Origin of the sequence: Novosphingobium sp. RL4 (genome assembly GCF_035658495.1) — a bacterium.
Lineage (GTDB): Bacteria > Pseudomonadota > Alphaproteobacteria > Sphingomonadales > Sphingomonadaceae > Novosphingobium.
This window is the reverse complement of sequence record NZ_CP141944.1, coordinates 110,012-134,964: the sequence shown is the minus strand read 5'-3', so window position 1 is coordinate 134,964 and position 24,953 is coordinate 110,012. Positions and strand designations below refer to the sequence as shown.

The window sequence follows — 24,953 nt, the reverse complement described above, 5'->3', positions numbered from 1 at the left end:
GCCTCGCCTGATCGGGGTGGCCACCTAGGCGAACGATGTTTGCCGAGGAATCCCGATCATGAGCGAGAACACCGACCGCATCGGCGAGGCGACCTCCCGGATCGTCGAGCTCGAAGCCGAACTCGAAGCTTCGGGCACCACCACCCGCGCCGAGGCCGAACTGGTCCGCGCCAAGGCGCTGCTGCACGAATGGGTCGATAGTGTGGTGGCCGTGGTCGCCACGCCCGGCGTCGGCCGCGCGGTGCTGATTCACGATAACGGTACGGAATCGCGGATTGCCTCGCCAGAGCTGCCGTTCCGGCTGGCCGTTCCGGTTTCCTTCGAACGGCGGGAAAATTAGGTCGCAGGCGGCCTCCACCCGTCAGGCGCGGACGTGCGAGCATGAGCTCGGGATTAGGGAGGGGCGCTCAGCCTCTCCGCAGAAGCCTGACCACCACCTGATCGAGGCTTGAGAGGTACCGGGAACGGTCCGTCTTGCTGAACGGCGGCGGGCCGCCGATGGCATCGCCGCCGGCGCGCAGGTCGGCCATGATTGCGCGGGTGGCGATGGCGCTGCCGATCGAGGAGGTGGTGAAGGGCTTTCCGTTCGGCGCCACGACTTGCGCCCCCAGCTTCAGGCAGCGGTCCGCCAGCAGGATATCGGCGGTGATGACGACGGTGCCCGGCCCGGTGTTCTCGGCGATCCAGTCGTCGGCGGCGTCGAAGGCATCGCTCACCACCTTGCGGGAGATGAGCGGACTTTGCGGCACCCGGATCGGGCTGTTGCTGACAACCACCACCGGCACTTTGTAGCGCGCGGCGACACGGTAGGTTTCGTCCTTCACCGGGCAGGCGTCGGCATCGATCAATATGCGGATCATCGCGGCCCCATAACCCAACTCGGCGCAAATGACGAACCCGGTTGCCGAAATTGCGCTCGCGGCCCATCATGCCGGTGAACGGGAGAGCCGCCATGCCGCAGCCTACGATCACCGCTTTTGCCCAGTCGCCCGATCGCGGCAGGGGCCTCGCCCGCGATATGGCGGTGCGCTGGGCGCTGGAGGAAGTGGGCCAGCCCTACGCCGTGCGCCTCGTCTCTTTCGAGGAAATGAAGCAGCCGGATCACCGCTCGCGCCATCCTTTCGGGCAGATCCCGACCTATGAGCAAGGCGATCTCGCGCTGTTCGAATCCGGGGCCATCGTCCTGCATATCGCGCAGAGCCATCCGGGCTTGCTACCGGAAGGTGGAGACGCGCGGATGCGGGCGGTTATGTGGATCTTCGCCGCCCTCAGCACGGTCGAACCGGTGATCGTGCAGCGCTCCGAGGTCCTGCTGTTCGAGCGTGAGCGCCCCTGGTATGAAACGCGCCTCGCTTCCATCGAACAGCGTATCGAGGCGCGGCTGGCGGAACTCGCCGTGCGTCTCGGCACGTCGGAGTGGCTGGAAGGCGAATTCAGCGCGGGCGACCTGATGATGGTGCAGGTGCTGCGGCGGCTCGGCGGATCGGATGTGCTGGCCGCCAACGAAACCGTGCTTGCCTATGTGGCGCGCGGCGAGGCGCGTCCGGCCTTCCAGCGCGCCTTCGCCGCCCAGCTTGCGGTGTTCGAACAAGCGAAGGCCTGAGGGCGCTGGGCCTTCAGTGCTGGCGGATCACCGCCAGGAAAGCCTCGCCATAAGCTTCGAGCTTGCGCGCGCCGATGCCGCCGATTTCACCGAGCTGCGCCAGTGAAGACGGGCGCGCGGTGGCCATTTCGCGCAAGGTGGCGTCGTGGAACACGACATAGGGCGGAACCCCTGCTTCCTGCGCAAGATCGCGGCGGAGCGCGCGCAGGGCGTCGAACAGCGGATCGCCCACCGGGTTGGCGCCGCTGTCCGCCCCGCCTTTGCCGCCGCGCTTCTTCTTTTCGCGCTTGGGCGGAACGACGATCATCACCGCGGCTTCGCCCTTGAGGATTTCCCGCGCATCTCCGCCCAGGGACAGGCCGCCATGCTCGGTCGGCAGCAGGCTGCCGCGGGCCTGCAGGGCGCGGGCGAGCGGCTTTAGCAGCGGTTGCTCGTCCGCCGTCAGGATGCCGAAGACCGAGAGCTGGTCATGCCCGCGTTGCAGCACGCGGTCGTCGCTCATGCCCAGCAGCACTTTTTCAAGATGGCCGAGGCCGTAGCTCTGCCCGGTACGATAGACCGTGGAGAGGAGCTTTCGCGCCAGCTCGGATACATCGATCACGCCCGCCGGTTCGAGGCAGTTGTCGCAATTGCCGCAGGACGAGGCGGGTGTTTCGCCGAAGTGGCGCAGCAGCACCGCGCGGCGGCATTCGGCGGTTTCCACGAGCCCTGCGAGCGCATCGAGGCGCTGGCGTTCGCTTTGCAGGCGGTGCGGCTCGATCTCGGACAGACGCTGGCGGGCGCGGGCGAAATCGTCGGCCCCCCAGAACATCACCGCGACCGAGGGATCGCCGTCGCGCCCGGCACGGCCGGTTTCCTGGTAATAGGCCTCGATCGACTTGGGGATGCCGGCGTGGGCGACGAAGCGCACGTCGGGCTTGTCGATACCCATGCCGAAAGCCACCGTGGCGACCATTACCATGTCTTCCGAGGCCACGAAAGCCGCCTGGTTGCGGGCGCGGACTTCGGGGTCGAGCCCGGCGTGATAGGGCAGCACGCGCCGCCCGGTGGCGGATGCGAGGGTTTCTGCCAGTTGCTCGACGCGGGCGCGGGTGGGTGCATAGACGATGCCGGGGCCGGGGTTCTCGTCCATGACTGCCTTGATCTGCCGCATCGCGCTTTCGCGGGGGCGGATCGTGTAGCGGATATTGGGACGGTCGAACCCGGCAACGATCAGTCCTTCGTCGGGAATGCCGAGCTGGGCGAGGATGTCGGTGCGGGTATGGTGGTCTGCCGTGGCCGTCAGCGCGAGGCGCGGCACGTCCGGGAAAGCGTCGAGCAGCGGTCGCAGCAGGCGATAGTCTGGCCGGAAGTCATGGCCCCATTCGGACACGCAGTGTGCTTCGTCGATGGCGAAGAGGGCGACGCGCGACTGTTCCAGAAGCTCGCGGAAATGCGGCTGGCTGGCGCGTTCGGGGGCGATGTAGAGCAGGTCCAGCTCACCGGCGCGGAAGCGGTCCATGGTGAGGCCGCGATCGGTGTCGGCGCTGGTGAGCGTGGCGGCGCGGATGCCGTTGGCGCGGGCCGAGCGAAGCTGGTCGTGCATGAGCGCGATCAGCGGGGACACGACCACGCAGGTCCCGTCCAGCATGACCGCAGGAAGCTGGTAGGTCAGCGACTTGCCCGCGCCTGTGGGCATGACGGCCAGGGTCGAGCGGCCGGAAAGCGCGCGCATGACGACCTGATCCTGCACCCCGCGGAAGGCGTTGAAGCCGAAGGTTGCATGAAGCGCTTCGTGAGCATCAGGCAGGAGATCGGCGAGAAGGTCAGCGTCTGGCACGGGGCGCTTATGGCAGAGCATGGGCATGTCTGAAAACCGCCGAACCGATGATTTCCTCCGTTTCCGCGCCAAAGCTTGCGGTTTGGCCGCCCGGGTAGTGGAAATGGCGGCAATGAATGGAGAGGATTGGCAGGCATGACCAAACGCGTGGCGGTAGTGACGGGCGCAAGTTCGGGCATCGGGCTGGAGACGGCACGGGCCCTGGCGAAGCAGGGGTTCTGGGTGATCGGCGTGGGCCGCGATCCGCAGCGATGTGCGGCGGCCGAGGCAGACCTTGCGGCCGATGGCGGCGAGATCGAGATGCTGCGCGCCGATCTATCGTTGCTGGCCGAAGTCGACCGGTTGGCGGATGCGATCGCGCAAAAGGTCGATTCCATCGATGTACTGGTCAACAACGCGGGCGGCATGGCGCGCGAACAGGCGCTGACGGCCGAGGGTTTCGAGGCGAATTACGCCGCCAACTTCATCGGGCCTTTCGCGCTGACCGCCCGCTTGCTGCCGCTCCTGCGCAAGGCTGCGGCGGATGCGCCGGAGGGCCGTGTCAGGATCGTCAACACCGCCTCGGATGGCAGCGAGATGATCCCCGCCATCAATCTTGCCGACTTGCAGAACCTCGGCAACTGGAGCCCGGGCGCGGCCTACTGCAGCGGGAAGCTCGCCAATGTGCTTCATGCCCGCGCGCTGGCGCCCCGGCTGGCGGCGGATGGTGTCGTGGCCCATTCGGTCCATCCCGGCACGGTCGGCAGCAATTTCTTCTCGCATACGCCGGACAGCGTGCAGGCGGCCTACGGCGATGCGCCGAAGCTGACGCCGGTGCAGGGGGCGGATACGGTGATCTGGCTGGCGACGGCGGAAGAGCCGGGCCGGTCGAGCGGCGGCTACTGGTTCGAACGCGCGCCGCGAAAGCCCAATCCGCTGGTCGAGGATCAGGCTTTCGTCGAGGCGTTCTGGCAGGCGGCGGAAGCGCTGGCCGGAAGGGCGGGTGTCTAGACCTAGTCGCTGGCGGCCAGCCGGGCGAGGCGGGGTTTGACGATGGGCACGGTCAGCATCGTGCTCATCACCGCCATCAGCAGCAGGGCGGTGAAGGTCTCCGGGGTGACGATCTTCTTGTCCAGCAGGACGTTGACGAAGATGATCATGATGAGCGCCTTGGTCTGGAGCATCCAGCCGATCACGCTCGCTTCGCCCTTCTTCCAGCCCAGCAGCTTTCCGGCGAGGTGAATGCCCGCCAGCTTGCCGACGACCGAGGCGACCAGGAACAGGATCGCTGCACCGATCACCATCGCCCCGCCCATTCCCCAGTTGGTCCGCAGGCCGGTGCTGAGGAAGAACACCGGCATCACGGTCAGCAGCAGGAATTCGCGGAACAGGTCGAGTTTCTCGCGGCTGAACCAGCCGGCGTCCAGCACGACGCCGGCAAGGAAGGCGCCGACCATGAAGTGCAGTCCGGACCAGTCCGCCGCGAAGCCGACGAGTGCCAGCCAGATCAGCGCCACATACCAGCGGTCCTGTTCGCCGAGGCGCCTGAACAGCGCGCGGACGGCGAAGGAGGCCACCGCGAAGGCGGCGAGGAACAGGCCCTGCCGGCCGACGCGCTCCCAGTCCACCAGGATCAGCGCCAGCACGCCCCAGATCGCGATATCGTCAAGGCTGGCATAGCGCAGCAGGCGCTGGCCGAGCGGTTCCCGGAAAATGCCGAGCTTTTCCATCAGCAGCACCAGAATCGGCAGGGCGGTGACGGCGCAGGCCATGCCCACGCCGAGCACGGCTTGCGGATAGCTGCCTTCGGGGCCGATCCAGCCGGGCGAACGCAGCAGCAGCGCAGCGGCGAGGGCGCCGAAGGCGAGCGGGGTAAGCAGGGCGCAGGCGGCAGTGAGGGTGGTTTCGCCGCGATGCTTCCAGGCGTCGCTGAGATCGAGTTCGACTCCGGCGACGAAGACGAACATCATCACCGCCCACCAGGCCACGCCGTTCAGCGCGGTCATGACTTGCGGGTTGAAGACCAGCGCGTGGAAGTCCGGCGCCGCATGGCCGAGCACGCCGGGGCCGAGCAGGATGCCGCCGATGATCTGGACGACGACCAGCGGCGCCCAATGCTCGGTGCGCAGCAGCCGCCACACGAGATATGGCGCCGCGAGGATGATCGTCAGCGCAATCAGGTAGATTTCGGTCGTCCCCATCGGGTGCCCCGTCCCCATTCATTTTTCGTTGGGGCATGGATGCCTTGCCCGGCGGCATTGGGCAATCGGGCTCGATGGGGTTTTTCCGGATTGTAACGAGAGGCACCGCCGCGATCGGGATGGCGGCGGTGCCTTTTGCAATCAGTCGAGGTTGGGACGCAGCCAGCGCTCGGCGACGGAGAGGTCCACGTCGCGCCGTTCGGCATAGTCTTCGAGCTGGTCGCGGCCGATCCGGGCAACGCCGAAGTACTGGCTTTCCGGGTGGCCGAAATAGAAGCCCGAGACGGCGGCGGTGGGCAGCATCGCCTGGCTTTCGGTCAGCACGATCCCCGCATTGTCCTGCGCCTTGAGCAGGTCGAACAGGATCGGCTTGAGCGAGTGGTCCGGGCAGGCCGGATAGCCGGGCGCAGGGCGGATACCGCGATATTCCTCACGGATCAGGGCGACATTGGTGAACTGCTCGTCCGGCGCATAGCCCCACAGTTTCGTGCGGACATGCTGGTGCAGGCGTTCGGCGAAGGCTTCGGCGAAGCGGTCGGCCAGGGCCTTGAGAAGGATGTCCGAATAGTCGTCGTGCGCGGCCTGGAAGCGTTCGAGGTGCGGTTCGATGCCGTGGATGCCGACCGCGAAGCCGCCCAGCCAGTCTCCGGCGGGGTCGACGAAGTCGGACAGGCAGAAGTTGGCCCGTCCTTTGCCATTTGGGCCCCGGCTCTTCTTCACCTGCTGACGCAGGAACGGCAGGCGCACGAAGTCCGGGCCTTCGTCCACGCCCTGCTGGATGGCGTCGTAGACGACCTGCGGGTCCATGCCGCCGGCGCCGACGATCACATCGTCACCCTGGGTGGCGGCAGGCCAGAAGGCGCAGACGCCCTTGGCGGTCAGCCACTTTTCCTCGACGATCTTCGCTAGCATCGCCTGGGCATCGGCGAAGAGGTTGCGGGCGCTTTCGCCCACGATCTCGTCATCGAGGATGGCCGGGTAGTTGCCCGCCAGTTCCCAGGCGCGGAAGAACGGCGTCCAGTCGAACGTCTCGACGAGTTCGGCAAGATCCCAGTCCGCGAATACGTGGAGGCCGGGTTCCAGCGGGGCGCCGGGCTTCTGCGCGAAATCGGGCGCGAAGGCATTGGCGCGGGCATCGGCGATCGGGAGCAGTTCGCTCTGGCCCTTGCCCTCGCGCGCAATGCGCACCTTTTCGTATTCGTCGGCCACGGAGCTGACGAAAGGCACCGCCTGCGTGTCCGACAGGAGCTGCGAGGCGACGCCGACCGCGCGGCTGGCGTCGAGGACGTGGATCACGGGGCCCTTGTAGGCGGGATCGATGCGCAGGGCGGTGTGGACCTTGGACGTGGTGGCGCCGCCGATCAGCAGCGGGATATCCATCCCGGCGCGCTGCATTTCCTCGGCCACGGTCACCATCTCGTCGAGCGAGGGGGTGATGAGACCGGAAAGGCCGATGATGTCGGCATCGTTCTCGTTGGCGGATTCGAGGATCTTGCTCCACGGCACCATCACGCCGAGGTCGATCACTTCGTAGCCGTTGCACTGGAGTACGACGCCGACGATGTTCTTGCCGATGTCATGCACGTCGCCCTTGACGGTGGCCATGATGATGCGGCCCTTGGCCTTGGCGCCGGCGTCCTTTTCCGCTTCGATGAAGGGGATCAGGTGGGCCACGGCCTTCTTCATCACGCGGGCCGACTTCACGACCTGGGGCAGGAACATCTTGCCCGAGCCGAACAGGTCGCCGACGACGTTCATGCCGCCCATCAGCGGGCCTTCGATCACCTCGATCGGGCGTCCGCCCGCTGCGGCGATGGCGGCGCGCGCTTCTTCGGTATCCTCGACCACATAGGCATCGATGCCGCGCACGAGGGCATGCTCGATGCGCTTGGTCACGTCCCAGCCGCGCCATTCCTCGGCGGCCTTTTCCGCGACCTTGTCCTTGCCCTTGTAGCTTTCGGCGAGGTCGATCAGGCGTTCGGTGGAGGTCTTGCCGTCCTCGCCCACGCCGGGGCGGCGCATCATGATGACGTCTTCGCAAGCCTCGCGCAGGGCGGGGTCGATCTGGTCGTAGACGTCGAGCTGGCCCGCATTGACGATGGCCATGTCGAGCCCGGCGGGGATCGCGTGGTAGAGGAACACCGAGTGCATCGCCCGGCGCACCGTCTCGTTGCCGCGGAACGAGAACGAGAGGTTGGAAAGGCCACCCGAGAAGTGGACGTGGGGGCAGGCCTTGCGGATTTCGACCACCGCCTCGATGAAATCGAGCCCGTAGCGGTCATGCTCCTCGATGCCGGTGGCGACCGCGAAGACGTTGGGGTCGAAGATGATGTCCTCGGGCGGGAAGCCGATGCCGGTCAGCAACTGGTAGGCGCGCGAGCAGATCTCGATCTTGCGTTCGCGGGTGTCGGCCTGGCCGGTCTCGTCGAAGGCCATGACGACCACGGCGGCGCCATAGTCCATGCACTTCTTCGCCTGGGCCAGGAACGGCTCCACGCCTTCCTTCATCGAGATCGAGTTGACGATCGGCTTGCCCGATACGCACTTCAGACCGGCCTCGATCACATCCCACTTGGAACTGTCGATCATCACCGGGACGCGGGCGATATCCGGTTCGGCGGCGATGAGTTTGAGGAAGGTGGTCATGGCCACGACAGCGTCAAGCAGGCCTTCGTCCATGTTGACGTCGATGACCTGCGCACCGTTATCCACCTGCTGGCGCGCGACATCGACGGCCTTGGCATAGTCGCCGGCCATGATGAGCTTCTTGAACGCGGCCGAGCCGGTGACGTTGGTGCGCTCGCCGATATTGACGAAACGGGCGCCGGAATGAATCGAGGTCATGGTTTGTTGTTCTCGTTGGGACACTGGGCCAGCGAATCAGTTCGCCAAATTTAGCGCGAGCACGAAATCGTCGTAGGTCTTGCCGCCCACGTCGAAAGTCCGGGTGCCGATCGTCTCGAAGCCATGCTTGGCGTAGAAGGCGAGGGCGCGGTGATTGTCGTTCTTCACGCCGAGCAACAGGCGCGAATGGCCCGCCGCAGCGGCATCGCGCACGGTGCGCATCATCGTGCTGGCCATCATGGAACCCTGGAAGCGCGAGAACAGGTAGATGCGCTTGAGTTCCAGATCGCCTTCACGCGCGAGTTCCAGTTCGGGCTCGCAAAGCAGCGCATAGCCGACCGGGGCGTGGCCGGGCTCGACTTCGGTCAGCCAGGCCTTCGCGCCCTGCGCGATATATTTGCGATAGCTGTCGGCAGAGTGCTGCCTGATGCAGTGCGCGACGAGCCCGGCCCCGTCTACCTGGCCCGCGAAGCTTTCGAGGAAGGTCGCCGATGCCACGAGCGAGAGCGCCTCGGCGTCGTCGGCTCCGGCAGGGCGGATGCGCCAGATGGGAAAATCGGTCATGGGATCACACCGCCATGGTGAAGGGTTCAAGGCCGGCGAGGCGCGTCACCGGATCGAGATCGGGCAGGCGGCGCGGGGCCAGCCCGGAGACCTTGCGCGCCATTGCGGCAATGTGGGCCGGCGTAGAGCCGCAGCAGCCGCCCAGCACGTTGACCTGGCCGGCAACCGCCCATTCGCCGACATAGCCTGCCGTGGTCTCGGGCATTTCGTCATAAGCGCCCAGTTCGTTGGGCAGGCCGGCATTCGGGTAGATCATGATGAGCGTGTCGGCGAGTTCCGACAGCGTCTTCACATGCGGGCGCAACTGGGTGGCGCCGAACGAGCAGTTGAGCCCGATCGTCACCGGCTTGGCGTGCCGCACCGCGTGCCAGAACGCTTCCACCGTATGGCCCGAGAGATTGCGGCCCGACAGATCGGTAAGCGTCATCGACATCATGATCGGCACTTCGCGGCCCAGTTCGGCCTCCAGATGGCGCACTGCCATGATCCCGGCCTTGGCGTTCAGCGTGTCGAACACGGTTTCGATCAGGATGAAGTCGGCGCCGCCTTCGACGAGGGCCGCGGCCTGTTCCTTGTAGACATCGACCAGTTCGTCCCAGTCGATCTCGCGGTAGCCCGGATCGTTGACGTCGGGGCTGAGCGAGAGCGTCTTGTTGGTCGGCCCGATCGCGCCGGCGACGAAGCGCGGGCGTCCGTCCTTTGCCTGATACTCATCCGCCAGACGGCGGGCGAGGCGTGCCGATTCGACGTTGATCTCGCGCACGAGGTGCTCGGCGCCGTAATCGGCCTGGCTGATGCGGTTGGCGGAGAAGGTGTTGGTCTCGGCGATGTCGGCCCCGGCCTCGAAATAGGCGCGGTGGATCGATTCCGGCACCTCTGGCTTGGTCAGCGCGAGGATGTCGTTGTTGCCCTTCTGGTCGTGCGAGAGGCCGAGATTGCCTGCGTAATCCGCTTCGCTGAGCTTCCAGCTCTGGATTTCGGTGCCGAAAGCGCCGTCCGTGATGAGGATACGCTTGGCCGCTTCGGCGAGGAACTGTTCTCTGGCAGTCATGGTCGTTGTCCTTCGTCGCCCGGATGCGGGCCCAAAGTTCCCTTGAGGGACCGTTCGCGCGCGCCTTGCTGCACGAACGGTCCGGAAACAAGTCTGCTCAGGCGCCGGTCCCGGGGCGCAGGCCCAGGAGCTGGCAGATGGCATAGGCCTGCTCGGCGCGGTTGAGCGTGTAGAAATGGAAATCGCGCACGCCGCCTTCGTAAAGCCTGCGGCACAGATCGGCAGCGGCGACGGCGGCGACAAGTGCGCGCGGGCCGGGGCGTTCGTCTAGCCCTTCGAACATCGTTTCCAGCCACGCGGGAATCTCGGTGTTGCCCGACATGCGGCGGATCGCCGTGAAGTTGGTCACCGGCATGATCCCTGGCAGGATCGGCGCGGTGATCCCTGCGGCGAGCACTTTGTCGATGAAGCGGAAGTAGGCGTCCGTCGAGAAGAAGAACTGCGTGATGGCGCGGTTGGCGCCCGCGTCGAGCTTGCGCTTGAGGTTGTCGAGGTCGGCTTCCGCGCTGGCCGCTTCGGGGTGGACTTCGGGATAGGCGGCCACCGAGATGTCGAAGTCATGGCGTGCCTTCAGGCCCGCCACGAGATCGGCGGCGCCGGTGTAGCCTTCGGGGTGCGGGGTGAAGACGCCGCCGCTGCTCGGCGGCGGATCGCCGCGCAGGGCCACGATGTGGCGCACGCCCGCTTCCCAGTACTGGTCCGCGATTTCCGCGATCTCGCCCTTGCCTGCGCCTACGCAGGTGAGGTGCGCGGCGGGAACCAGCTCGGTCTCGCGCACGAGGCGGGCGACGGTGGAATGCGTGCGCTCACGCGTGGAGCCGCCGGCGCCGTACGTCACCGAGACGAAGCTGGGGTCCAGCGGGGCAAGCTGGGTGATCGCATCCCAGAGCTGCTCCTCCATCTTCTCCGACTTGGGCGGGAAGAATTCGAAGGAAACCGAAATGTCGCCCGGCAGGCATCCCAGCAGGGGAGCCTGGACCGGTCGCTGGGCAGAAGTCATGAGTGCGGGGTCTTTCTTTCTTGAGTCTCGATCGTGCCGGTTTCCGCCATCTCGGCAGCATGGGCGGCGGCAGGAAGACGGCGGGCCGTCCAGATCTTCACGGTAAGCGGGTCGCCCGGCAGCGAGACGGGCGCTTCGGGTGCGAACCCGGCTTCCGCCAGCAGGGTCTCCATTTGCTCGTCGGCAAAACCGAGGCGGGCATGGGCATGGCGCTCGCGCAGTTCCTCGCGTTCGTGCGCGGCAAGATCGACTACGGCGATCCGCCCGCCTTCGCGCGTGACGCGCGCCGCTTCGGCCAGGACCAGGCCGGGAGCCTGTGCATAATGCAGGACCTGATGGAACAGCACGGTGTCGAAGTTCGCAGCTGCGAACGGCAGCTTCGTGAAATCGCCCTGCACCAGGGAAATCTTGTCCGCTGGCAAAGACTGCAACCGTGCGCGTGCAATTCGCAACATGTCCGGGCTCTTGTCGAGCGCGGTGACGTGCCCCGCCTTGCCCGCCAGAAGTTCGGCCATGCGGCCGGTGCCGGTGCCGACGTCGAGCAGCGCGCCCAGCTTCTGTCGTCCGAAAGCCGTGAGCAGTGCCGATTCGACGGGGCCGTCCGCACCATGAAGCTGGCGCAGCGTGTCCCACTCCTCGGCATGGCTGGCGAAGTAGGCCTGCGCGCTGGCCTCCCGGGCGTCGCGAATCGCCGCAAGCTGGCGGCGATCCTCGTTGCAGCGGGCGGAAAAGGCCGGATCGTCGCGCTCGGCAATAGTGAGGAGCTGGGCGGCTGCGGCCCCTAGCGGCGGCTCGCTCTTCTCCTTCACGGCAGTGCGCAGGAAGACCCAGCTACCTTCCTTGCGGCGCTGCGCGAGGCCGGCGTCGCAGAGAATCTTCACATGACGCGAGACGCGCGGCTGGCTCTGGCCGAGCACCTGCGCAAGCTCCCCGACCGCCAGTTCCATATGCGCCAGCAGACGCATGATGCGCAGGCGCGTCGGCTCCGAAAGAGCCCTCAGGAGGGGGTCGATTTGCATGCGATGGCATATAAAGATATCTTTATATGTGTGCAAGCCCTAGGATTTCTGCGGATTTCAACCCCCATACTTCCCATTTGCGTTGCACCATTGTCTCGTCTAAAGAATGGCACCGCAGGCTTGCCTGCAAGCGTTGGCCTGTGCGCCAAACAATGCAAGGGGATTCGCATGAAGAAGATTGCTTTTGCCGCGTTCGCGTCGGCTGCCGCTCTGTCGCTCGCTGCTTGCGGTGGCGAAAAGCCCACCGAAGCTGCTACCGAGTCGGTTGAGACCCTGCCCGAGGAAACTCTGGCTGCTACCACCGAAGCGGCTACTGAAGAAGCCACCGCGGCTGCCGAGTAATCCGGCAGGGGGCCGCGCACTGACCTTACGGTCTGCCGGCCCCCGGTTGCTTTCCGCCCTTTCAGGGAATCACGGAAAGTCCGTCCGAGACGGAAAAAGCCCTCCCCGACGGGAGGGTTTTTTATTTGTCTCGTTCGTTTTCATCTTTCGTTTGCACCGGCCCGATGCGCGGGGCATCAAATCCGCCATGGCCGATACGCTCCGGATCACGCTGGCGCAGCTCAACCAGTCCGTCGGCGATCTCGACGGCAACGCTGCCGGAGTGCTTGAAGCGCGCACCGCGGCGCAGGGCGCGGACCTTGTCGTCTTTCCCGAACTCCACCTGATCGGTTATCCGCCGGAGGACCTGATCCTCAAGCCGGCGCTGATCGAACGCGCCGCCGCCCGCCTCCAGATGCTGGCCCAAGCCAGTGCATCGGAAGGCCCGGCCATGCTGGTAGGCTCCGCTTTCGTACTCGATGGTGCGCTGCACAACGGGGTTGCGCTGCTCGACCAGGGCAAAGTCGCGGCTGTCCGGCTGAAGCACGAACTTCCTAACTACGGCACGTTCGACGAGATGCGCCTGTTCCAGCCGGGCCCGCTGCCCGAGCCGGTGATTCTGCGGGGGGCAATGATCGGCGTGCCGATCTGCGAGGATATCTGGCGCCCGGAAGTGTGCCGCCACCTCGCCGATTTCGGTGCCGAAATGCTCATCTGCATCAACGGCAGCCCTTACGAAATCAACAAGGATGCGCTGCGCATCGAAGGTGTGGCCAAGCGCCGCGCGGTCGATACCGGCCTTCCGCTCGCCTATCTCAACCGCGTGGGCGGGCAGGACGAACTCGTGTTCGACGGTGCCAGCTTCGTCGTCAACGGCGATGGCGCCGTGGCGGTCCAGATGGCGGACTGGCGGGAACAGGTCGTCCAGACCAACTGGACCCGAACCGCGCAGGGCTGGCGCTGCGACCGGGGGCTGATCGAGGATCTCGCGGTCCATCCCGAGGATATCTACTGCGCGATGGTGCTCGCGCTGCGCGACTATGTGAACCGCAACGGCTTTCCTGGCGTTGTGCTGGGCCTTTCGGGCGGCATCGATTCGGCGCTATGCGCCGCGATCGCGGTCGATGCGCTCGGGGCGGAGAGGGTGTGGGGCGTGATGATGCCATCCCGTTTCACCAGCCGCGCCAGCCTGGACCATGCGGCGGACTGCGCGAAGGCGCTGGGCATACGCTATTCGGTCATGCCGATAGCGGAGGCGGTGAACGGCTTCGATTCGGTGCTGGGCGAATGCTTCGAAGGAACCCGCCGCGACCTTGCGGAGGAAAACCTCCAGTCCCGCATTCGCGGCACCTTGCTGATGGCGCTGTCCAACAAGTTCGGGCCGATGCTCCTGACCACCGGGAACAAGAGCGAGATGAGCGTCGGATTCGCGACCATCTACGGCGATATGGCCGGTGGCTACAATCCGCTCAAGGACGCCTACAAGACGACGGTCTATGCGCTGGCCCGCTGGCGCAACGGCCATGTTCCGCGCATCGGGATCGGACCGCGCGGGGAGGTGATTCCCCCGGAAGTCCTGGTCAGGGCGCCCAGCGCCGAACTGCGGGCGGACCAGCGCGATTCGGACAGCCTGCCGCCCTACGAAGTGCTGGACCCGATTCTTCTCGGCCTTGTCGATCATGACAAGAGCGTGGAGCAACTCGTCAACGAGGGGTTCGACCGGGAAACCGTGCGGGAGATGGAGCGCCTGCTTCACCGCGCCGAATACAAGCGGCGCCAGGCCTCACCCGGGGTGAAGCTGACCGCGCGCAATTTCGGCCGTGACCGCCGCTATCCGATCACGCACGCCTTCCGCAGCGCCTAGTTCCGAACGCCCACCAGCATCAGCGAAACCGGCGTTCCGGGCGCGGGCAGGGTTACGCGTGTGTCGGTAATCCACAGCAGCCGCCCGCCCGAATCGGTGATTCTCGCGGACACCGCATAAGTGCCGTTCGGCGCGAGGCGGGCCGGATCGTAGCTGAGGGCGAATGGCAGCGGCACCTGGCGGCCCTCGCTGGCGAATTCGGTTTCGGCGATGACCGTGGCAGGCGCGTCCATGCGGCCGACGTCGGCCAGCGTGACTTTCACGCGGGCGTCGGGCTGCAGGGCGATCCGTTCACGATAGGCGACCGTGCCGTTCAGGGTTTCCATCGAGGCGCTCGCTCCGGCAGGAGGGGATTTCGCCGCGGGGGCGGTGCAGGCAGACATGGCTGCAATCAGGGGCAGAATCAGTCCGGCGCGCATTTTCATGTCGATCCTCCTATCCAGTTCCGAAAGCTTGCCCGAGGGGGACGGCGAGGTAAACCTCGGGCAGGGCGAGGCGTCTTTCCTTCCACGGCAAACCTGCCATAGCGCGAAAATGATTTCCCGACTGCCGCCGCTCGCATCCTGGACTTCCGCCCTTGTCGCCGCCCTGATCGGGTTCGGCGGAACCGTCGCTCTCGTGGTCCAGGCCATGCAGGCGCTCGGGGCCAACGGCGGGCAGGTCGGTTCGGCAGTCACGGCCCTGTGCCTCGGCATTGCCGTGGCGGGGGCGATTCTCTCGCTGTGGATGCGCATGCCGGTGGTGCTCGCCTGGTCGACGCCCGGCGCGGCACTGCTGGCCGCGAGTGACGGGGCCGTTGCATGGCCGGTGGCGACAGGCGCGTTCGTTGCCGCGGCGGGCCTGATGTGCCTGCTCGGCCTGGTTCCCGCACTCGGGCGACTGGCGGCGCGGATACCGGCCTCGGTCGCCTCGGCGATGCTCGCGGGGGTGCTTCTGCCGTTCTGCCTCCAGCTTTTCCGGACGCTGGAAACCGACGCGTTGCTGGTCGTGGTCCTGCTGGTGGTCTTCGTGATCGCCCGGCAGAGGTTTCCGCTCTACGCGCTGTTGCTGGTGCTGGTTTCCGGCGTCGCCATCGTGCTGGCGCGCGGGGATGTGGCGGGTTTCGAACCCGGATCGCTGCTCGGCGGGATGGAGCCGGTAACCCCGGCCTTCGATATCAAGGCGGTGGTCAGCATCGGCGTGCCGCTGTTCCTTGTGACGCTGGTATCGCAGAACCTGCCCGGTCTCGTCGTGCTGCGGACGGCGGGCTACACGCCCAGGCCGCAACCGCTGCTGCTGGGGACAGGACTGGCTACGATGGTGCTGGCGCCCTTCGGAGCGCACGGGGTCAACCTCGCGGCGATCACGGCGGCGATCTGCACCAGTTCGGATGCGCACCCCGACCAGGGGCGCCGCTGGATGGTCGGCCTTATCTATGCCGGCTTCTACCTGGCGTTGGCCCTGTTCTCGGCCCCGTTGGTGCAGTTCTTCCTCACAATGCCCCGGACCTCCATCGCCGCCTTCACAGGCATAGCGCTCATCGCGCCGCTTTCGGGCGCGGTTGAGCACATGCTGGTCGAGAAAACCGAACGGGACGCCGCGATCCTGACTTTCGCCGCGACCGCCTCCGGGGTTTCGGTCCTTGGCATCGGCTCCGCTTTCTGGGGCCTGCTGGCGGGGTTCGCGGCGCTGGCCGCCAAGGCCATGTTCGCGCGCCGCGTTTGACGGCGGAGCGCGCCCGCCGTAACGCGCGGGACATGACCGTTACCCGCTTCGCTCCTTCGCCCACCGGGCACCTCCACGTCGGCAACATCCGCACGGCACTGCACAACTGGCTGCTCGCGAAGCAGGCGGGTGGACGCTTCCTTCTGCGTATCGACGATACCGACGCGGCGCGTTCGAAAGAGGAATATGTAGACGGCATCCGCGCCGATCTCGCCTGGCTCGGTATCGCGTGGAGCGGGGAGGAGCGCCAGTCTGCTCGCGTTGCCCTGTACGAGCGCGAGTTCGAGCGGCTGAAGGCTGCCGGGCGCGTCTATCCCTGCTGGGAGACGCCGCAGGAACTGGAACTGAAGCGCAAGGTCCTGCTCGGCCGTGGGCTACCGCCGATCTACGATCGCGGCGCGCTCAGGCTGCCGGAAAAGGAAAAGGCCGCGAGGATCGCTGCGGGGGATCTGCCGCACTGGCGCTTCCTGCTCGATCATGACGAACCGATCGAGTGGGAAGACGGGATTCGCGGCGCCCAGAAATTCGATCCCGCGCAGATCAGCGATCCGGTGATTCGCCGCGCCGATGGTTCCTGGCTCTACATGCTGCCTTCCGCCATCGACGATGTGGACATGGGCGTGACCCGGATCCTGCGCGGTGAGGACCACGTTTCCAACACCGCGGCGCAGGTCCAGATGTTCACCGCACTCGGCGCGCCGGTCCCGGCCTTTGCGCACGAGGCGCTGCTGGTCGGCGCCGAGGGCAAGCTGTCCAAGCGTCTCGGCTCGCTGGGCGTCGCGCATTTTCGTGAGGTCGGTATCGAGCCGCAGGCGGTCGTTGCGCTGCTCGCGCGGCTCGGCACGAGCGATCCGGTAGATCCCTCGCTGGACGCCGAGGCCCTCGCAGCGGCGTTCGACCTTTCCCGTTTCGGCCGTGCGCCCGCCCGTTTCGACGAGGCGGAACTGGAGCGTGTCAACGCGGCGATCGTTCATGCGCTGCCATTCGAGGCGGTGTCCGCGCGCCTGCCCGAGGAGATGGACGCCGGGGCATGGGAGACGGTGCGCCCCAACCTCGCACATGTTCACGAGGTGCATGACTGGTGGAAGGTGGTCATCGGCCCCATCGAAGCGCCCGAGCTTTCGGAAGAAGACCGGGCTTTCCTGGCACAGGCAGGCAAGGTTCTGGCGGGGATCGAGTGGAGCGAGGGCGTGTGGAAGATGCTGACCGGCGCGCTCAAGGACGCGACGGGGCGCAAGGGCAAGGCGTTGTTCCTGCCGCTGCGTCTGGCGTTGACGGCCATGGAGCATGGGCCGGACATGGGCGCGCTGCTGCCGCTGATCGGGCGCGATGAGGCTCTGGCGCGGCTGAAGATCGCCGCTGGCTGAGCAAGGGGGAGGCCGGGCAGCAGATGCCCAGCCTCCCGGAATATCGGACCGGAATCCCCGCGTCCTTATTCCATGAACCATCCGTGGCTGGCCACCAGGGACTGCCCGGTAAGCGCATTCGTCTGGAAGCCCGCGAAGAACAGCGCCACTTCGGCGATATCGTCAACGGTGGTGAATTCGCCGTCCACGGTTTGGCCGAGCATCACCTTGCTGATCACTTCGTCCTCGGAGATGCCGAGTTCCTTGGCCTGTTCCGGGATCTGCTTGTCCACCAGCGGGGTGCGGACGAAGCCGGGGCAGATCACGTTTGAGCGGACGCCCTTCCTGCCGCCTTCCTTGGCGACCACGCGGGCAAGGCCGAGCAGTCCGTGCTTGGCGGTGACGTAGGCGGACTTGAGCGGGCTCGCTTCCTTCGAATGGACCGAGCCCATGAAGATGATCGAGCCGGACTTCTGCGCGTACATGTGCGGCAGCACGGCCTTGGAGGTGAGGAAGGCGCCGTCCAGATGGATGGCAAGCATCTTCTTCCAGTCGGAGAAGGCGAACTGGTCGACAGGGTTGACGATCTGGATGCCGGCATTGGAAACGAGCACGTCCACCGTACCCCAGGCTTCCACCACGGCGGCGACGCCCGCGTTCACCTGATCCTCGCTGGTCACGTCCATGGCGACGGCGAGGGTCTCGGTGCCGTACCGGGCCTTGATCTCGTCGGCGGCTTTCTGCGCGGCATCGATGTTGAGGTCGGCGATTGCCACTTTGCCGCCTTCGGAGGCGTACTTGTGGGCGATGGCGTTGCCGATGCCGCTGGCGGCGCCGGTGACGATGCAGGCCTTGTCCTTCAGTTTCATTCACCTACTCCTGGTTGTCCGATCCGGTGCGGGGCTTTGTCCGCAAGGTCGAACGTCATGATTTCGTCAGGCTTGAGATGCCGCCTCGTCCACTCGGGGTGCTCCAGCGAGAATTGGGCGTCGGCCTTTCCGGCTTCCCAATGCTCGGTTACGGTCATGCGCGAGAATTCGTAGTCCTTGGACATCGTCTCGTACCCGCGGGGGCGGTTGATGAGGTGCATCACCGCCACCGCGCCGGCAGGGCGGCAGCCGAGCAGTCGGTGCAGGTCAGGATCGTCGCGCAGTTCCTCGGGCAGCCTGTGGGCAAGCCGCTGAGCCGCGGCGCGCATTTCCTGGAGTTGCTTCGAGAGGTCCGTGTTGAGACGCGTGCGGCTGGAAAAGCGGATGTCCTTCTCGCGCTGGGCGATATCGGCCATCGTTCGCGGAACCGACCCGCGCGATGGGAAGAGGTCTACCTGGAACACCGTCATCTCGCAGGGGCTGCGATTGTCGAGCACGTACTGCAGCGGCGTGTTGGAGACCAGGCCTCCGTCCCAGTACCATTCGCCGTCGATCTCCACCGGCGGAAAGCCGGGCGGCAGTGCGCCACTGGCCATGATATGCTCGGGGCCGATCCTGCGATCGCTGCTATTGTCGAAATAGGCGAAGTTGCCGGTCATCATGTTGACCGCCCCTACCGAAAAGCGGGTTTCCGCCCGGTTGATCCGTTCGAAATCGACCCGATCAAGCAAGGTCTGGCGCAGCGGCGCGGTATCGTAGAAGCTGAGGCGGTCCAGTTCTGCGGGCCACTCGGGCAGCGGTGTGGGCAGGCGCGGGGTGAAGAAGCCGGGCACGCCGAAAGTGGCCGCCCATCCAGCCGAAACCTCGTTGAAGGCGCGGCGGGCGAACCCGTTGCCGATATCCAGCTTGTAGAGCAGCTCGTTGCTCAGCCCCTCCCAGAATGTCCGAAGCTGCGGCACGCGGTCTTCCGGTGCGTTGCCGGCGATGATCGCGGCATTGATCGCACCGATGGAGATGCCGGCGACCCAATCCGGCGCATGGCCTTCGTCGGCAAGAGCCTCGTACACACCGGCCTGGTACGCTCCCAGCGCGCCGCCGCCCTGCAGCACCAGAACCGACTGGTCGCAGCCGAGCTTGTCGTTGAAATCGGTAGTTCTGCGGGCGTTCATGGGCAGGGTCCTGCGCATGGGGATGTTGCACCGCAACAGTTGGGGCCAGGCGCGCCGCGTTTCAAGCGCCGGATGCCGTGATATCGATCAGCCGAACAGCCAGTGTCCCAGCAGGCGGTCGAACGGAAAGGTGAAGAAGCCCGCGATCAACAGGGCGCCGGTGATGAGGCCGCGCACGGTGCGGCGGTGCCGGGTGACATTATGGCGACGCGCGGCGAGGACCAGCACCGGGACCATGATGAGCGTGAACACCGAAAGGATATGGATCAGGCTGAAGTGGCCGGGCTTGCCGACATGCACGAAAAAGCTGTCGAGCGCGGTCAGCATCATGGCGGCGGACCAGATATAGCCGATCACGCGGTGCCGCCCGTCGCCGCGCCGCCGCCAGAGCAGCACGGGCGTCAGCACCAGCGCAACGAGGATCGTGGCGAGATGTATCCAGATGACCGCCGGAATGAGCGGCCACTGCGGCATCCCGCGCAGGATCGCCACGCAGATGAAGCCGAGCATGACCAGCGCCAGAGCGCCCAGCGCCCGTTCCAGCCGGTCGGGGCCGCGCAGGTCCTGCACGCTCACGCCCTTTACCTTTTGCCTATCCACTTCCTGAACTACCCCTGCCGTCGCTTCGTTCATGCTCGTCCCCTGTCCGGTCCGGTCAGAACCCTGCGCCTTGCGGCCAGTCCGGCCCGGTCACGCCCATGACCTTGAACAGGGTTCCCATCTCGTCATCCCTGATAAGCCGATCCGTGGCCCGCCGGATAGTCTCTGCGTGTTGCGGTGCAGCGGATGACAGGTTGGCGGCGCGCGTCTCGATCCCCAGCGCACGCAGGAAATCGCCCTGCGTCACCGTTCCGAGCCAGGTCGCACCTTCATTTCGGGCAATGTCGGCAAGGATCGTGAAATCGACGAGGCAGGTAAGGTCGGCCTCGCCGGGCATGGCGAAGGGATCGACCTTGGTATGCGCGTGGAGCGCCTGAAGCGTGGAGCCGGTGCAGGGCTCGGCATAGCCATAATCTATCAGCAGGGCGGCTCCGCCCTGCGCGGCCATGCGCGTGGCAATCTCGTGCATGACGGCGGCCGCGCCCGGGCAAGTCTCGATCAGGGTGCCTTCGTCCGCCGGTTTGAGCGCGTCCGGCACGGCAGCGTCCATCGGCTTGTCCCCGGCGACGGGACGGAAGCGATCTTCCCCCCAGTCGACCATGCGTTCGCGCCAGCCTTCTGCCGTTTTCACCAGTTGTCGAACCGGCAGCGCGTCGAGGAATTCGTTTCCTACCAGCAGCAGCGGCGCATCGGTGGGCACGCTGGCGAGGTCGTGATGCCACTGCGCATCCGGCACGGCCTCGGCCTGAAGTGCTTTCAGGGCGTTCGAGCTTTCAACGAAGTGGACCTGCGGTTCCAGGCCGACCCGTTTCATCGTGCGCAGCGCGTCGCGCGCCAGGGTGCCGCGCCCGGGGCCGAGTTCCACGTAGTGGACGGGAACCGGGCTGCCCGCGCGCATCCAGATGTCCGCCAGCCACAGGCCGATCAGTTCGCCGAACATCTGGCTGATCTCGGGCGCGGTGATGAAGTCGCCCGCGCTGCCGAGAGGATCCTTGTCGGCATAGTAGCGGGCGTTCGATTCGCCCATGTAGTGCAGCAGCGAGATCGGCCCGTAGCTGCCGATCAGCCGCCGGAAGATCGTGGTGAGCGGCTCGGCATTCGCTTTGGTCATCGTCGGGCGGCCTGGCCGGCGGGGATCAGGCGGTGACCGGGCGAACTGCCGCCAGCGCCGGCTTGGTCAGTGCGCGGGCGACCAGCGCGAGGCCCAGCAGGATCAACGGGATCGTCAGCCACTGGCCCATCGACAGGCCGGTGCGGGAGGCGAAGTCCTGGAGTTGGGCGTCGGGCTGGCGGAAGAATTCCACGGTGAAGCGCGCACAGGCGATGCCGGTGGTGAAGACGCCGACCAGCAGGCCTGGACGGAACCGCGCGCGGGTCTTCCAGAACAGCGTGAGCATGATGACGATCATCAGCAGGCCCTCGAGCCCGGCTTCATAAAGCTGGCTGGGGTGGCGCGGCAGCGGCCCGGCGTCGGGGAAGACCATGGCCCAGGGCAGGTTGGGATCGGTGACGACGCGGCCCCAGAGTTCGCCGTTCACGAAATTCGCGAGGCGGCCGAACATCATGCCGAAGGGCACGCAGACCGAAATGTAGTCCGCCACCCGCAGGAAATCGAGCTGGCCGCGCCAGGAAACCCACGCCATGGCCAACAGCACGCCGATCAGTCCGCCATGGAAGCTCATGCCGCCGTGCCAGAGCGAGACCAGCGCGCCCGGGTCCGACCAGAGGCTGGGAATGCCGGTGTCGCCGCCCGTATAGAACGTGGCGTAGCCGAGGCGCCCGCCCAGGATGATGCCGATCGTGCAGTAGAAGAACAGGTCGTCGGCATGGCGCTGCGCGAGCGGCGCGCCGGGGGCCTTGATCATCCGCGACAGGTGCCAGTAGCCGAGCATGATGCCCGCCAGATAGGCTAGCGAGTACCAGCGCAGTTCGAAGCTGCCGATCCGGAAAAGATAGTTCTTGAGGCCCAGGTTGACCCAATAGATCGGCTGGTGCGCTTCTGCGGCGGCGGTTGCGGCAAGTGCTGTCAGGGACAAGTGCTCGACCTCGTATCTCGTCTTGCCATCGGGCCGGAGCGGCGCCGACGGTGCGTTGCCGGGGCCTTCTGGCATAGCCGGGGGGGCGATGGTAGGCCGGATTTCGGCCCTCCACCCAAAATCGGCAGGCCGAGCGTGCGGATGTTGTTCCCCTCAAGCTCTTGAATGTCTAGATATCACCCGACATGAGCGTGATCCGCATCCCTTCGCCCCGTTCCGTGATCGACCGCCGCGCGCTGGTCGAGGCCATAGAAGCCGTTGTTGCCGAAGTCGGTGCCGCCAAGGGGCGCAAGCAGGTGGTCGAACTCCTGCGCGAGGCGCTGGAGAACGGCCGGGCCGAGATTGCACGACGTCTCGTGGAAAAGCCGTCCGCCGGGCACGAAGTTGCCGAGGCGCAGGCCTATCTGGTCGACCAGCTCCTGAGAGTGATTCACGATCACGTTTCCACTCACGTCTACCCGGCGATGAACCGCTCCAAGGGCGAGCGTCTTTCGATCATTGCCGTGGGTGGTTACGGACGCGGCGAGATGGCCCCGCATTCCGATGTGGACCTCGCCTTCCTCACCCCGATCAAGCAGACCGCCTGGTGCGAGCAGGTCATCGAGGCGATGCTCTATTTCCTCTGGGATCTCAGCCTCAAGATCGGCCATTCGAGCCGCTCGGTGGACGACATGGTCCGCATGAGCCGGTCGGACCTCACCATCCGCACGGCCATGCTGGAGGGGCGCTATGTCTGGGGCGACCAGGAACTCTACGAGGAAGTGCGCGCGCGCTTCTGGAAGGATGTCGTCGCCGGGACCGAGCGCCAGTTCGTGGTCGAGAAACTGGCCGAGCGGGAGGAACGTCACAAGCGGATGGGCGACAGCCGCTACGTGGTCGAACCCAATGTGAAAGAGGGCAAGGGCGGCCTGCGCGACCTGCACACGCTCTATTGGATCGGCAAGTATATCCACAAGGTGCGCGATCCCAGCGAACTCGTCGACGTGGGCCTGCTTACGCACAAGGAATATCGCGCCTTCCGACGGGCCGAGAATTTCTTCTGGGCAGTGCGCTGCCACCTCCACACGATCACCCGCCGGGCCGAGGACCGTCTGACCTTCGATCTCCAGCGCGAGGTGGCGGCGCGGATGAACTATTCCGACCGGCCGGGGAAAAGCGCGGTCGAGCGGTTCATGCAGATGTTCTTCCTTCAGGCGAAAGTCGTGGGAACGCTTACCGGCGTCTTCCTTGCGCAGCTTGATGACCAGTTCGCCAAGCGCCAGCCGCGCGGTCTGCTCGCGGGGTTCCGGGCACGCCCTCGCACGGTGAAGGGCTACAAGGTCTTTGGCGGCCGCATCATGGTCCCCGGAGAGAACTGGTTCGAGACCGATCCGGTGCGCCTGATCGAGATTTTCGTCATCGCGGACCGCGAGGGGCTGGAAATCCATCCCGAGACCATGCGTCTCGTCTCGCGCGATGCGGCGCTGATCCGTGACGACGTGCGCCGCGATCCGCGCGCCAACGAACTGTTCATGGAACTGCTCACCAGCCGCAACAACCCGGAAGTCGCGCTGCGCTCTTTCAACGAGGCAGGCGTGTTTGGGCGGTTCGTCACCGAATTCGGCCGCGTCAACGCGCAGATGCAGTTCGACATGTACCATCACTACACGGTGGACGAGCATACGATCCGTGCGATCGGCCTGCTATCGCGCATCGAGAAGGGGGAACTGAAGCAGGACCACCCCCTTGCTCACGAGATCATCCACAAGGTCCGTTCGCGCCGGGCGCTCTACGCGGCGGTGCTCATGCACGATATCGCCAAGGGCCGCGGCGGCGACCATTCCGAGCTCGGCGCCGAGATCGCGTTGAAGCTCTGCCCTCGCTTCGGTCTCGACGAGGAGGAGACCGAGCTGGTTTCGTGGCTCGTGCTGCAGCATCTCGTGCTGTCCGCCACCGCCTTCAAGCGCGACTTGTCCGACACCAAGACGATCACCGACTTTGTCGAGCTGGTGCAATCGGTGGATCGCCTCCGCCAGCTTACCCTGCTCACCATCGTCGATATCCGCGCGGTGGGGCCGGGAACGTGGAATTCGTGGAAGCGCCAGCTCATCAGCGAACTTTACGGTGCCGCCGAGGAAAGGCTGCGTCTCGGCCATGTCGAGTTCGGGCGCGAGAAGCGTGTGGCGGCCAAGAAGGCCATCGTCGCCGCCGGTGTCCCCCGGAACGAGCTGCTGGTGCAGGAACTGGGCAGCCAGTTTGCCGATGCCTACTGGATCGCCGAGCCGGAAGACGTCATCGCCAAGAACCTTGCGCAGTTCCATGCCTCGAAGGACGAGCCGCTCTCGATCGTGACCGAGTATTACCCGGCGCGCGGGGCCACTCTCGTGACCGTGATCGCCTCGGACCATCCGGGCCTGTTCTACCGCATTGCCGGCGGCATTCATCTGGCTGGCGGCAATATCATCGACGCACGCATTCACACGACCCGTACGGGCCGCGCGGTGGACAACTTCCTTGTTCAGGACCCGCTGGGCCGGCCCTTCATGGAAGAGACCCAGCTGGCCCGCCTGCGATCCTCGATCGAGAACGCGCTGGCGAACCGCATCAAGATCCTGCCGCAACTCGTTGCCCGGCCCGATGCCAGGCCGCGGGCCGACGCTTTCGAGGTGCGGCCGCGCGTGCTGGTGGACAACAAGGCATCCAACCGCCTCACCGTGGTGGAGGTCAACGCCCGTGACCGTCCGGCGCTGCTCAACCGGCTGGCGCATGCGTTGTTCGAATCGAAGCTCATGGTCCACTCCGCCCATATCGCCACTTATGGGGAGCGTGCGGCAGACACGTTCTACGTTACCGACCTGCTGGGCGAGAAGCTGACGTCGTCCTCCCGCATCAGGGCGCTCGAACGTCGCCTGCTGGAAGCGGCCAGCGAAGGCAGCCTGACCGAGGTGGCGGCCTGAAGCCGGCGCCATGAAAAAAGGCCCCGAA

The 24,953-nt window shown here is 66.0% G+C and carries 22 protein-coding genes; 8 read left to right on the top strand and 14 right to left on the bottom strand.

Features of this window, described 5'->3' with window-relative positions; genetic code table 11:
• Nucleotides 1-58 precede the first annotated feature (58 nt).
• Nucleotides 59-340: a hypothetical protein gene (locus U9J33_RS00605; protein ID WP_054442236.1), complete on the top strand. Its 282-nt coding sequence runs from the start codon at nt 59-61 to the stop codon at nt 338-340.
• Between the two features lie 67 nt (nt 341-407).
• Here U9J33_RS00605 and U9J33_RS00600 read toward each other — a convergent pair whose 3' ends face one another.
• The gene (locus U9J33_RS00600; protein ID WP_197283158.1) at nt 408-860 is read right to left on the bottom strand and encodes a YaiI/YqxD family protein; all 453 of its coding nucleotides are present in this window, start codon (nt 858-860) and stop codon (nt 408-410) included.
• Between the two features lie 92 nt (nt 861-952).
• Between U9J33_RS00600 and U9J33_RS00595 the strand changes: the two genes are divergently transcribed.
• A complete protein-coding gene (locus tag U9J33_RS00595; RefSeq protein WP_185998455.1) occupies nt 953-1,603 on the top strand; it encodes a glutathione S-transferase family protein in 651 nt (216 codons plus the stop codon).
• A 13-nt stretch (nt 1,604-1,616) separates the two neighbouring features.
• Here the strand turns inward: U9J33_RS00595 and recQ are convergent, their stop codons facing one another.
• Nucleotides 1,617-3,449 (bottom strand): DNA helicase RecQ, encoded by a 1,833-nt coding sequence (gene recQ, locus U9J33_RS00590; RefSeq protein WP_420719851.1) that lies wholly within the window; start codon nt 3,447-3,449, stop codon nt 1,617-1,619.
• Between the two features lie 108 nt (nt 3,450-3,557).
• Between recQ and U9J33_RS00585 the strand changes: the two genes are divergently transcribed.
• A complete protein-coding gene (locus U9J33_RS00585; protein ID WP_324697179.1) occupies nt 3,558-4,412 on the top strand; it encodes an SDR family NAD(P)-dependent oxidoreductase in 855 nt (284 codons plus the stop codon).
• A 2-nt stretch (nt 4,413-4,414) separates the two neighbouring features.
• On the opposite strand, the gene U9J33_RS00580 is transcribed toward U9J33_RS00585, so the two are convergent.
• The 6 genes from U9J33_RS00580 to U9J33_RS00555 form a co-directional block, all read right to left on the bottom strand.
• Nucleotides 4,415-5,602, bottom strand: coding sequence for a cation:proton antiporter (locus U9J33_RS00580; RefSeq protein ID WP_054442238.1), 1,188 nt, complete (start codon nt 5,600-5,602; stop codon nt 4,415-4,417).
• Nucleotides 5,603-5,743: 141 nt separating this feature from the next.
• On the bottom strand, nt 5,744-8,446 hold the full coding sequence (gene metH, locus U9J33_RS00575; protein ID WP_324697175.1) for a methionine synthase: 2,703 nt from the start codon (nt 8,444-8,446) through the stop codon (nt 5,744-5,746).
• A 36-nt stretch (nt 8,447-8,482) separates the two neighbouring features.
• A complete protein-coding gene (locus U9J33_RS00570; RefSeq protein ID WP_054442239.1) occupies nt 8,483-9,010 on the bottom strand; it encodes a GNAT family N-acetyltransferase in 528 nt (175 codons plus the stop codon).
• Between the two features lie 4 nt (nt 9,011-9,014).
• Nucleotides 9,015-10,061, bottom strand: a complete 1,047-nt coding sequence (locus tag U9J33_RS00565; protein ID WP_132468672.1) for a homocysteine S-methyltransferase family protein — start codon at nt 10,059-10,061, stop codon at nt 9,015-9,017.
• Between the two features lie 97 nt (nt 10,062-10,158).
• A complete protein-coding gene (gene metF / locus U9J33_RS00560) occupies nt 10,159-11,061 on the bottom strand; it encodes a methylenetetrahydrofolate reductase [NAD(P)H] (protein ID WP_324697172.1) in 903 nt (300 codons plus the stop codon).
• Nucleotides 11,058-12,080, bottom strand: a complete 1,023-nt coding sequence (locus U9J33_RS00555; protein ID WP_324697170.1) for a metalloregulator ArsR/SmtB family transcription factor — start codon at nt 12,078-12,080, stop codon at nt 11,058-11,060. The genes metF and U9J33_RS00555 overlap by 4 nt, the downstream gene beginning before the upstream one ends.
• Before the next feature lie 168 nt (nt 12,081-12,248).
• Here U9J33_RS00555 and U9J33_RS00550 point away from each other — a divergent pair, with 168 nt between their 5' ends.
• Nucleotides 12,249-12,422, top strand: coding sequence for a hypothetical protein (locus U9J33_RS00550; RefSeq protein ID WP_021232409.1), 174 nt, complete (start codon nt 12,249-12,251; stop codon nt 12,420-12,422).
• A 187-nt stretch (nt 12,423-12,609) separates the two neighbouring features.
• Complete coding sequence (locus U9J33_RS00545; protein ID WP_324697168.1) at nt 12,610-14,265, top strand: NAD+ synthase; 1,656 nt, start codon at nt 12,610-12,612, stop codon at nt 14,263-14,265.
• Here the strand turns inward: U9J33_RS00545 and U9J33_RS00540 are convergent.
• Nucleotides 14,262-14,690 (bottom strand): YbaY family lipoprotein, encoded by a 429-nt coding sequence (locus U9J33_RS00540; RefSeq protein ID WP_324697166.1) that lies wholly within the window; start codon nt 14,688-14,690, stop codon nt 14,262-14,264. The two genes, U9J33_RS00545 and U9J33_RS00540, sit on opposite strands and share 4 nt — an antisense overlap.
• A gap of 109 nt (nt 14,691-14,799) precedes the next feature.
• On the opposite strand from U9J33_RS00540, the gene U9J33_RS00535 reads away from it, so the two are divergent.
• Nucleotides 14,800-15,969, top strand: coding sequence for a benzoate/H(+) symporter BenE family transporter (locus U9J33_RS00535; protein ID WP_324697164.1), 1,170 nt, complete (start codon nt 14,800-14,802; stop codon nt 15,967-15,969).
• 32 nt (nt 15,970-16,001) lie between these two features.
• The gene (gene gltX / locus U9J33_RS00530; protein ID WP_324697162.1) at nt 16,002-17,336 is read left to right on the top strand and encodes a glutamate--tRNA ligase; all 1,335 of its coding nucleotides are present in this window, start codon (nt 16,002-16,004) and stop codon (nt 17,334-17,336) included.
• Nucleotides 17,337-17,401: 65 nt separating this feature from the next.
• Here gltX and U9J33_RS00525 read toward each other — a convergent pair whose 3' ends face one another.
• From U9J33_RS00525 to lgt, 5 genes are all read right to left on the bottom strand, one after another.
• Entirely contained in the window at nt 17,402-18,184 is a 783-nt protein-coding gene (locus U9J33_RS00525; RefSeq protein WP_324697160.1) for a 3-hydroxybutyrate dehydrogenase, read from the bottom strand.
• Nucleotides 18,181-19,353 (bottom strand): patatin-like phospholipase family protein, encoded by a 1,173-nt coding sequence (locus U9J33_RS00520; protein ID WP_324697158.1) that lies wholly within the window; start codon nt 19,351-19,353, stop codon nt 18,181-18,183. Before U9J33_RS00520 ends, U9J33_RS00525 begins: the two co-directional genes overlap by 4 nt.
• Nucleotides 19,354-19,440: 87 nt before the next feature.
• On the bottom strand, nt 19,441-19,986 hold the full coding sequence (locus U9J33_RS00515) for a DUF2306 domain-containing protein (protein ID WP_082370632.1): 546 nt from the start codon (nt 19,984-19,986) through the stop codon (nt 19,441-19,443).
• A 22-nt stretch (nt 19,987-20,008) separates the two neighbouring features.
• Entirely contained in the window at nt 20,009-21,064 is a 1,056-nt protein-coding gene (locus U9J33_RS00510) for a class I SAM-dependent methyltransferase (protein WP_324697155.1), read from the bottom strand.
• A gap of 25 nt (nt 21,065-21,089) precedes the next feature.
• Nucleotides 21,090-21,989, bottom strand: coding sequence for a prolipoprotein diacylglyceryl transferase (gene lgt / locus U9J33_RS00505; protein ID WP_324697153.1), 900 nt, complete (start codon nt 21,987-21,989; stop codon nt 21,090-21,092).
• A 185-nt stretch (nt 21,990-22,174) separates the two neighbouring features.
• Here lgt and U9J33_RS00500 point away from each other — a divergent pair, with 185 nt between their 5' ends.
• On the top strand, nt 22,175-24,925 hold the full coding sequence (locus U9J33_RS00500; RefSeq protein ID WP_054442246.1) for a [protein-PII] uridylyltransferase: 2,751 nt from the start codon (nt 22,175-22,177) through the stop codon (nt 24,923-24,925).
• Nucleotides 24,926-24,953: the final 28 nt, after the last annotated feature.